Below are 9,136 nucleotides of genomic sequence, written 5' to 3'. Positions count from 1 at the left end.
CCACCTCGTCAAAGCCATCGCCGTCCTGCAGAACCACCGAACCGCTCAAGCCGCCCGAGGATGAAAGAGGCTCAGTGCGGCGCTCGCCTGACAAGTTGTCATAGAACGTGCTCTTGGCGATCCACCTCCGCTTGCCGGTCAGCTCCTGAGAAATCTCCTTCAACCGCATCGGACCGGGTGAACACGCAGTCTCGTAGGCCAGTTGGAGCCGGCGGATGAAAACGGCGACCGCGGGGTGGGGTTCTTCGGGATCGATGCAGGGCTGCGGTGATGCCTCGCCCTCATCCATCAGAGGGTCTTGCTGCATACCGCCACCGTTCTTCCAAGACGGTCCCCCGGAGGGGAAGCCAAAGCGGGTGGATCTTCATCGTCCCACCCGTATCACTGGTCCGCGAGCCACATCGGTATGTATCTCGTCGCCCGGCTCGACATGGTTCACCCGCATTACAGCCCAACGGGGATCACCCGTCACCTTTACTCGTCAATACCGGCCCCGTGCGGGCCCATCCGGACCGGCGCGCACTGACCCGTTCCCATGTAAACCACACCGGCCCAGCCCAGGCGCATCCGCTCCCATCCGGACCAGTCCGTCCTGACCCGGCCTCCGACATGGCGTCAGCCTCGCAGGTGTGCCTGGAGTCCGGATTGGTCCGGTCGGGAACGGGTCAGGCTGGCCAAGTCCGAGATCACCGGAATCCTGGGCAATCGCGAGTCGCTCTGGGCACGCTCGTCGCCATGACCACAATGACCGCGGCCAGGCCGGCAACCGCCCGCCCTTCTCGCCCCGATGCCCACGTTCACCGGTACGCCGCCGAAAGGCTGGTCCGATTGGTGATGGTCTCCATGTGGAGCCGACGGGTCGGCCGACGCCTCCCCGCCTGGCCGCCTCTGCACGCGAGCGAGGAACAGCTCATCACGTTCTGGGCCGACCCGGAGATGGAGGACTGACGAATGACGGCCTACACCCTCGCGGTCATCGCCATCCTCGGCCTGGCCGGCGTCGTCTCCGGCGGCCTCACCCTGGCCACCGGAGCCGACTGGCCCACCGCGCTCCTGGCCGCCCTCGGCCTCACCCTCACCGTCGCCGGCATCCTCCTTCAAGCCCAACGCCGCGGCCGCCGTTAACAACGAGCACCAACGAAGCTTGGCACCCGAACTCCACGACAGGGAGATAGTGAGTGGTGGGATGGATTCCTGGCTTTCTCATCGACATGACCGCGGACCGCTGCATAGTGTCCTCGGAGTAGCCCGATGGCAAATGCCGAGGTCGCACGCTGTGGCAGCGGCCCGCCCAGGCAGACGGGTGTAGCCGTTGCAGGGGTGAGCCGCCACGGTTTCAGGCTGTTGAAATTCGTGTGGTGTGCTCCCCCCAAAGTGTGGGGAGCACACCACACGTTGTTGTCATGCGCCGTAGTAGACGCTGACGTAGGCATCAGGTCCGAGGAGGGTCCGAGTGGGCTGAGACTCGTCTGTAGGCCAGATGAGGAGCAGGTGGGCCTCCACGGGGTGCTTCAAGAGGTTGTGGGGGGCGGCTTGTGCTCTGCCTCGGACGTGAATGCGGACGCGGTGGCGCCCTGGTGAGGACTCCACGGTGAAGCCCGTGCCGGGGGGATGGGGCTGCTGACGTGTAGGCGGCCGGTGGAGGTGACGATGTCGCGTTCGGCGATCATGTCCCAGTCGGGGTCGAGAGCAGTGGGAGGCTTGCTCAGGAGCCGGTGGTGCACGGTGACCGGGCCCCACTGGGTTCCGGTGATGACGGCGATCCAGTTGTCCTCGCCTGTGGTCAGTGCCTCGACGGGGTCCGGCCAGGGGTTGAGGCGCTCTGGGCCGTCTTGGATGTGGTACTGACCTTCTTGGGCGGTAACAAGAACGGGGTCGTTCACCAGGAGGTCCGCCCATCGGCCAGTTTCACCCAGACCCAGTAAGCGTCTTGGTCGAGGATCCTGTTGGCGGCATAGAAATTGCCCATGATGCCGCCTTGGGAGCTGTTCGCCGCCGCCGGAACGGTTCTGGCCGACCAATCGCCGGGAGGGGAGAAGGCAGCACCCTGATAGGTGGAGGCCATCGGATACTCGTCGCAGCTGGGCGCGGTTCCGACGCAAGCCGTCGCCCGGTTGTTCTCGATCTGGCTCTCGTCGGTCAAACGGTTGAGCATGTTACTGGTACCGCGGTTCTTCTCGACTCGCCACTCGGAGGGAAGGGTCTTCTGGGCATCGTAGATGTGCTCGGCGACCGGACCGACCACCGGATGGGTGGTCTCATCGAAGATCATGTACGGGATGTAGTGGTGGAATACGCATCCGGGCAGGCTGCTGCCGGGAGTGGCCTCGGGCAGGTCATGATCACAGCGGATTTCCGTCGTGACCGCATAGTAGGGGCCGAGCAGCTTCCAGCCCGGACGGGTGATCTTCTCTTCGTTCACCCCGACCATGGTCGCCTGCGTTCCGCGAGTCGCGACGTCCGCATCGTAGTAGGCATGCCCCTCAATGGCGGCCCCCAGGGTGACCGGCTGCGGCGGATCATCGACAAGGGGCACTCCCTGCACTCCAGCCTGCCGAAATAACATCCCAAAGGATGGGACAGGATCATCCGTCTGCAATTTCCCGCTCCAAAGCAGCCGCCACGTTCTCTGCCCCGAGTTCCCGCAAAGACGCAGCCAGTTTGCCAAGCGCGTACGCCCAAAGCCTGGGGTCCAGTTCTCGTGCACGGCCGATGATTTCGAAGAGTGACTGGCGCTCCTGAACACCGAGACTCCCAGACAACCGCTCACGTGCTTCGTCGAAGGCCGCAGCAGAAGGTGGATCCGCCAAGGTAAGCATGCGGTCCGGTCGTCCGTCGACGAACCACAGTGCAGCGCGCACAGGGTCAGCGAAGATCTCCTGTCGCATCTGATCCAGCTCTTTTCTTCTCCGCAGCACAGACTCCAGCCTTTGAGCAAAGGCCAAGCTCGCGCCCTCCGGGACCAGTGAGACTTCCAGCACCTTCATCTTGATATCGGCAGACAGTTCCGTCGATATCTGTTCATACAGTTCCTGCTGCGCCCCCGCTGGATCAAGGACCGAACGCGCTAGACAAACTTCCGCCACGACCTTCCTAACCCGCCTTTGGGGCTCTGTGCCGGACTGGCGCGCCCTCCCATAAACGCGGACTCGGCTCTGGAAGTAGGTGATTTCTTCAGCCGCCTGATAGCGACCCGCGTCCGTGATCTCGACTTTACGAGACCACGGACGTCCGGCATTCAACACGCCTCACCGCGGTCGAGGTAGTCCGCGATGCTCCTGGCGACGACTGGAGCCCGGTGTTTGAACATCTCCTTCGCCCTACCGATCACGGCGATCAGATCGTCCGAAGCTTCCGGAGTCTGCTCGATGAAGTCCTGAGCCGTGAGCACGATCGCAGACACGAGCATTTTTCCCTCTCCCGCCAGCAACTCTTCGACCACGGCGAGGAAGACCTTCGCGGAAGCGGTTCCAGCGGAGAGGCGTCGAAGCCAGAGTGTCACCATGTCCATTCCATGGGGACGTTGCAGAAGAACGGACAGCGTCCTGACGACGAGCTCGATATCGGGGGTCGTGAGTTCCCCGTCCGGCACGATCAGGTCCTTCGCCGCGATCGCGTCCAAGACGGATCCCGCGAGGATGGATCCAGCTTCGTGCCAGCGCATGATCTCTTCGATGACCTGCCGGCGAGTCCCGGGATCCTCCGCGAGGCGTACCAACGCCTCACACACGTGTCGCCGATCAGTGTCCTGGCAGGTGTTGGCGAGCCGCCGGAGCCGAGTCAGCGCGATGCCCGTATGCATCCTTCCGAGCCCACCTGAGCAAACCCGAGCAACCAATTCCGGACGGTTTCCTTTCGACTGCCCCGCCCACTGGTAGAGCAGATCCCTGATCATCTGGCCCAGGCGAGCATCTACCGCCGCCAAGTCGAGAACATCGACAGCCAGTGGCAGCAGCTCCGAATTCCTCGCCCATTGCTCAACGGCATCGACGATCATCTGTCGGTCACCGAATCGCCGAGCGAGTTCCAGATAGAGGTGGCCGGGTCCGGGACGGTCCTTCGTGGGCAGAGCGACCAGCCAGTCCTTGAACTTGGCCTGGAAGCCCTGCTCGCTCCAGGCATGACAGGCGGCGGTCCATCCGTATCCGGATTTAAGGCGATAACGCCCGCCTTCGTCCGCTTCAGCCTTGACATCGCGTAGCTGCTGTGCACGTCCCTTTCCCATGAGGCCGAACGCGCGGGGAGGATCCTCCTGCACCATTTCGATAAGTGACCCCTGGGCCTCGAAGATCTCCTCCATGGTGCACCCGTCACAGGCGATGGAGGCGAGGAGAAGGGCTCTTTTGTCAGGTCGGTCGTCGTTGGCGGTATCGCTGAAGAAGCGTTCTACTTCGGCCGTCCAGTCGCTTCGGGCGTCGAGTATTTCCTGGACCAGCTCCTTCTCGTCGCGATCAAGTCCAAGCCGAGCCCGTACCTCCATCGCGGTACGAAACGCCCCGGCCGGAGTGTCTGCCCCGACGCTGTCGAGCAGGCGCTGGTCTTGCCACCACGCGACTCGCTGGGCTTGGGGCGTCGCTGCCATAAGCAGGTGGTAGACGGCGAGCGTCCGTTCCGTTGCGATCACTTTGATGGCTTGCACTGGCAGACGGAGCGTCTTCCATAGACCTGGTTGCGTAAGAATGATGAGCGCCGCACCGCCCGGTAGGTCTGCGAGCTGGACCTTGACGAACCGTTCGAGCTGTTCGGTTGGAACCCCGGCAACGGAGTCCAGATCGAGCAGGTACGCCTCGCCCTCCTTCATGAGCAGCGAGTGCTCTTTCAAGACTGGCTTACCGCTCTCCACCACGAGGTCGGGTAGGAAGTCTTGCGGAACTAGCCCTGAACGAACTGCCAGGTTGACCGCCGTGATCCGTCGGCCGGACTCCTTTTCCCCCACGAGCGCCACAACACGTTGGGACCGTCCTGGGCTGAGGCAGTTGGCCGCTTCAGCCCAGCTGCTGATCGGAATGTAGGAGCGGCACAGAACGCTCACATCGTCTGCCAAGGCCCTGGCCCGATACATCGGTGCGCTGAGGTAGAGAGATCTCGCGTTGTATTGCTGCCCGATGCTCGCGTAGCGATTGTCGATACGGCTCATCACCGCTCGTTCCAGGGATACACGCCGGGCAGGATCACAGGTGAACTGATCTTCTGGTGCGTGTTGTTGTTGTTCTGCTGGCCGATCAACGCACCGGCGTTGTTCACGGAGAGCCCGGCGACGCCTTCATCGGAAGGCTTCGGCGCTACTTCGAGCACAGCGTCATGACCGGGTGCCTGCTCCCTGGCGGAAGGACGCGGGGTGTAAATCCAGGCATCCTCCTCAAAGGCCTTGCCCTGCACGGTTGCGGACACCGGGCGGAACTCCGTAGGGCGCAGATCGCTGAAGCCGCCTCCCACGACTTTCTGCAGGACCTCGTCGGAGACGATGGCCGATACCAGGGTCGTTCGATCGTCCGAGCAGTCCATCTCGTCCTTGATCTGGTCGGCGTTGAGCAGTCGGCAGGTTCGGTTGATGGCATCGCTAGCCAGGACGTCGGCCGGGGCGAGACCCAGCCCGACCGCTACACGCAGCCTGAGCGCGGGCTGGTAGCGCGGCGTCATCTCGTTGCGCTCCTCCAATGCCTGCTGAAGCCTGACAAGTACGGGCTGGAGAAGAAAAGAAGTCCAGTTGTGCGCCACGGAGAACAGCACGCCGTCGCCACAGTCCTGGGGGGTCTTCGGGTAGACGTCGGCCAAGCCGCAGTCGATGAACACGTTGCGGACAAGCGACTTGATCTCCGCGCCGAGCTCAGGCTGATCGGCATCGGGGGTCTGGGTGTAGGAGACGGCGTCCACGGCGAAGATGCCGCGGTAATCCGTCAGAGGCCGAATGGTCACGGAGTCTTCTTTGGTCTTGGGAGCTCCGACGATGCCGCGAACTCGTCAGGAGGAATGTCCGTCGCCGGACAATCGGGTACGTGATGCCCGCCACGAGAGCAGCCGGCCAGGCTTCAGGACGCGAATGCAGCCGTACTCCGTTGCGAGCAGCCCGTCCTTCTTCAGCGCTGACAGACCGAGGGAAACGGTGCTGCGGCTGAGACATGTCGCCTTGGCGAGGTCTTCATGGGTGAGGGGCAGCAGCGGACCGCTGACGGCTGACAGGCGGGCGATGCACCGGGCGACTCGTTCGCCTGGGCCGTAATCGGCCAGGTCGGCGAGGAAACGCTCATTCTCTCTATATCGGTCCAAGGTGTTCAGGCAGAGTGCCCTGCTGAGGTCCAGCTCCGACATGAGGCGGGTGAACTGGGGCGCCGGGAGAGCAAAGGCCATCCCGTGATCGATGGCGATGGCACTAGCCCTCCGTGCTTTCTGCTCTAGGACGGCGAACTCGCCCAGTATCTCGCCAGCCGACCGCACGGCCAGTAGAAGCTCCCGTCCGCTGGGCTCTACCTGCATGACCTTGACACTGCCCTCAGTGAGCAGCAGAACATGCGTCCCCTGTTCTCCTTGCGACAGGAGCACATCTCCCCAATAGAAGCGCGTGGCTGTACCTGATGCCAGTAGGCGGGCCCACACCTCTTCACCCACGTGAGCTCGGAACCCTCCGAACAAGATCACCTCCACGATCTCCGTGACGGTAATATCGCGATATCAACGGGTTTGTATACATTCTATTATCACGGAAGCTCGCTACTGGACAGCAGATTCGTCCATAAATTTAGGCATGCCCCCCTTTACCTTGAGGCGGTTGTAACTTCACGGTTCCGGGAGATGCTGATGATTTCGGCGAGGCGATGGCGCGACAGGGACAGCAAAGGAACCTAGCCGGGACCTTCCAGGACTTACGGTATGTATCCGCGCAAACTTCCGGTCTGCAGGATCAGATGGCTACAGCCCAAAGGATGTCCCGTCTGAATTTCGAGCTATGCCCGTATGGGCAGGTGCCGGACAAGCACGGCTATCTGATCTTGCCCACTGGCTCGGAAGTTCGGCTTTCATGAGGACCGAGCAACAAGATCATCCCCTTCTCTTGCGACCTCACCGGCGACCCGCTCTGTGCCCTGTTCCATGTCCTGGTCTTCTACGGTCTGCGGCGCGGTGAAGCCTGCGGCCTAATCTGGTTCGACCTCGACTGAGGTTCCTCCCGTAGCGCGGCCGCTGATGTTGCCTCCGTTTCACGGGCACGGAGGTTGAGAGAGATATGGTTCGACGATCTTCCGAAGGAGATCGTTCGTCGTGCTCAAGCCCTGTCCGCCGTAGTTCCGGCGCCATGTTCTGGATCTGCTGGAATCAGGTTGATCGGTGCGGGAAGTTGCCGCGTCTCTAGGTATCGCGGAGTCCTGCCTGCACCGCTGGAAGCGGCTGGAATTGATCGTCCGGGGGCTGAAGGCCCCGAGTCCAGCGGCGGTCGAGTCGGCCGCGTTGGCGCAGGTCCGCGCCTGGATCACTGAGTTGGAGAACGAGGTCAAGATCCTGCGCAAGGCCGTCGCGGCTGTCGAGCAGGTGGTACCCCCAAAAGTCCGCTTCGCCTAGGCCCTGTCTTCAAAGTGGTTCAGAGCCAGAGCAGAAGTGAGGCGATGGTGAGGGCGGCGGTGTAGGAACTGGTGGTCTTGTCGTAGCGGGTGGGATGCCGCGGAACTGCTTGAGCCGGTTGAAGCAGCGTTCGATGACGTTGTGCCGCCGATAGAGGTCGCGGTCGAAAACGGACGGGCGGCCGCGCCGGATGCGGCCGGCCCTCTGGTCGGCGCGCTCGGGAATAGTGTGCTTGATGCCGCGTCGGCGCAGGTAGGAGCGGATGGCGCGGGAGCTGTAGCCCTTGTCGGCCAGGATGTGGTCGGGGCGGGTGCGGGGCCGTCCCGGTCGGGTTCTGGGCACTCGGATCGCTTGCATCACGGCCTCGAGGCGCGTGCAGTCGTTGACGTTTCCGCCGGTCACCACGAACGCCAGGGGTCGACCCCGCCCGTCGCAGGCCAGGTGGACCTTGCTGGTCAGCCCTCCGCGGGAACGTCCCAGGGCATGACCCTCCTGCGGGCCGTGCCCCCTTTTCGGGCACCGGCCGCATGCTGGTGGGCGCGCACGATGGTGGAGTCCACCGCCACCAGCCAGTCGAGATCGCCCGTGGCATCGGCGTCGGCCTGCACCGCGGTCAGCATCGCGCTGAACGTCCTGTCCAACGCCCACCTGCGAAAACGCGTGTACAAGGTCTGCCAGGAGCCGTAGCGCTCGGGCACGTCCCGCCAGGCGCTTCCGGTGCGGATCTTCCACACGATCCCGCAGCTCACAGGCCCATGTGGCCTATTTGAAGACAGGCCCTAGCTGTAATGATCACGAACGTTGTTGACACGGGCTGAGAGTGCTTGATCAACAGCGAAGACCCCCGATGTGGTGGAGCTGTCTAGGTCCACACCACCTCGGAAGTCTTCGTGTCCCACCGTAACGCCCGCCTGACCATCCACGGGCGGCGTCTGCTCGTCGAGCGTGTCGCCTCGGGCCGTCCGGTGGCCCGTGTGGCCGCGGAGATGGGCATATCCCGCCAGACCGCCCACAAATGGGTGGCCCGCTGGCGCACCGAAGGCCCGGCAGGCCTGCACGACCGCCCCAGCCGGCCCCACACCACCTCGCACCGCACCCCGGCCGAGACCGAACGCAGAGTGTGCGCGCTGCGCACCGGCCGCAAGCTCGGCCCGGCCCGCATCGGCCCGATCCTGTGCCGCCACGGCCTCAACCGCCTGTCCTTCCTGGACCGCCCCACCGGCACCATGATCCGCCGCTACGAACGCCAACGACCCGGCGAACTGGTGCACGTGGACGTCAAGAAACTCGGCCGCATCCCCGACGGCGGCGGCTGGCGCATCCACGGCCGCGCCGCCTGCCCCGACCGCAGACGCACCACCGGCTTCGACTACGTCCACTCAGCCGTCGACGACCACACCCGCATCGCCTACAGCGAGATCCACACCGACGAGAAAGCCGCCACCTGCGCCGCCTTCCTGGAACGAGCCGCCGCCCACTTCGCCGACCTGGGCATCACCCGCATCGAGATGAAGCGCCCCGAAGGTTCCGGACAGTGGTCCCACTACAATGGGATTGTCCGGAAGGTGTTTAATTTTGGCTCGAT

10 protein-coding genes and 1 pseudogene are annotated in these 9,136 nt (G+C 63.6%); 3 read left to right on the top strand and 8 right to left on the bottom strand.

Going from position 1 to position 9,136, the window contains the following annotated elements:
* Window positions 1-289 (bottom strand): hypothetical protein (locus ABD140_RS39370; RefSeq protein WP_344248081.1); only part of this gene is annotated, 289 nt, incomplete at its 3' end.
* Window positions 290-951: 662 nt separating this feature from the next.
* Between ABD140_RS39370 and ABD140_RS39365 the strand changes: the two genes are divergently transcribed.
* Window positions 952-1,125 (top strand): hypothetical protein, encoded by a 174-nt coding sequence (locus ABD140_RS39365; protein ID WP_344248079.1) that lies wholly within the window; start codon window positions 952-954, stop codon window positions 1,123-1,125.
* A gap of 386 nt (window positions 1,126-1,511) precedes the next feature.
* On the opposite strand, the gene ABD140_RS39360 is transcribed toward ABD140_RS39365, so the two are convergent.
* The 6 genes from ABD140_RS39360 to ABD140_RS39335 all read right to left on the bottom strand — a co-directional run bounded on the left by ABD140_RS39360 (window position 1,512) and on the right by ABD140_RS39335 (window position 6,642).
* Window positions 1,512-1,883: a hypothetical protein gene (locus ABD140_RS39360; RefSeq protein ID WP_344248077.1), complete on the bottom strand. Its 372-nt coding sequence runs from the start codon at window positions 1,881-1,883 to the stop codon at window positions 1,512-1,514.
* The gene (locus ABD140_RS39355) at window positions 1,880-2,536 is read right to left on the bottom strand and encodes a NucA/NucB deoxyribonuclease domain-containing protein (protein ID WP_344248075.1); all 657 of its coding nucleotides are present in this window, start codon (window positions 2,534-2,536) and stop codon (window positions 1,880-1,882) included. Before ABD140_RS39355 ends, ABD140_RS39360 begins: the two co-directional genes overlap by 4 nt.
* A gap of 49 nt (window positions 2,537-2,585) precedes the next feature.
* On the bottom strand, window positions 2,586-3,086 hold the full coding sequence (locus ABD140_RS39350; RefSeq protein ID WP_344248073.1) for a hypothetical protein: 501 nt from the start codon (window positions 3,084-3,086) through the stop codon (window positions 2,586-2,588).
* A 152-nt stretch (window positions 3,087-3,238) separates the two neighbouring features.
* Window positions 3,239-5,137 (bottom strand): hypothetical protein, encoded by a 1,899-nt coding sequence (locus tag ABD140_RS39345; protein ID WP_344248071.1) that lies wholly within the window; start codon window positions 5,135-5,137, stop codon window positions 3,239-3,241.
* The gene (locus ABD140_RS39340) at window positions 5,137-5,916 is read right to left on the bottom strand and encodes a hypothetical protein (protein ID WP_344248069.1); all 780 of its coding nucleotides are present in this window, start codon (window positions 5,914-5,916) and stop codon (window positions 5,137-5,139) included. Before ABD140_RS39340 ends, ABD140_RS39345 begins: the two co-directional genes overlap by 1 nt.
* Before the next feature lie 45 nt (window positions 5,917-5,961).
* On the bottom strand, window positions 5,962-6,642 hold the full coding sequence (locus tag ABD140_RS39335; RefSeq protein WP_344248067.1) for a Crp/Fnr family transcriptional regulator: 681 nt from the start codon (window positions 6,640-6,642) through the stop codon (window positions 5,962-5,964).
* Between the two features lie 678 nt (window positions 6,643-7,320).
* On the opposite strand from ABD140_RS39335, the gene ABD140_RS39330 reads away from it, so the two are divergent.
* The gene (locus tag ABD140_RS39330) at window positions 7,321-7,551 is read left to right on the top strand and encodes a hypothetical protein (protein ID WP_344248065.1); all 231 of its coding nucleotides are present in this window, start codon (window positions 7,321-7,323) and stop codon (window positions 7,549-7,551) included.
* A 19-nt stretch (window positions 7,552-7,570) separates the two neighbouring features.
* On the opposite strand, the pseudogene ABD140_RS39325 reads toward ABD140_RS39330, so the two are convergent.
* A pseudogene (locus ABD140_RS39325) lies at window positions 7,571-8,291 on the bottom strand (IS5 family transposase); the annotation flags it as partial.
* Between the two features lie 150 nt (window positions 8,292-8,441).
* On the opposite strand from ABD140_RS39325, the gene ABD140_RS39320 reads away from it, so the two are divergent.
* Window positions 8,442-9,136 (top strand): helix-turn-helix domain-containing protein (locus ABD140_RS39320; protein WP_344248063.1); only part of this gene is annotated, 695 nt, incomplete at its 3' end.

The sequence above is a fragment of the Actinocorallia libanotica genome, assembly GCF_039525175.1.
GTDB lineage: Bacteria > Actinomycetota > Actinomycetes > Streptosporangiales > Streptosporangiaceae > Actinocorallia > Actinocorallia libanotica.
Note: the sequence above shows the minus strand (reverse complement) of the source record. Positions and strands in the feature narration are given on the sequence as shown.

Coding starts and splice junctions, on each gene's coding strand:
- ABD140_RS39365 (WP_344248079.1), top strand. CDS start 952: ATGACGGCCTACACCCTCGCGGTCATCGCCATCCTCGGCCTGGCCGGC.
- ABD140_RS39345 (WP_344248071.1), bottom strand. CDS start 5,137: ATGAGCCGTATCGACAATCGCTACGCGAGCATCGGGCAGCAATACAAC.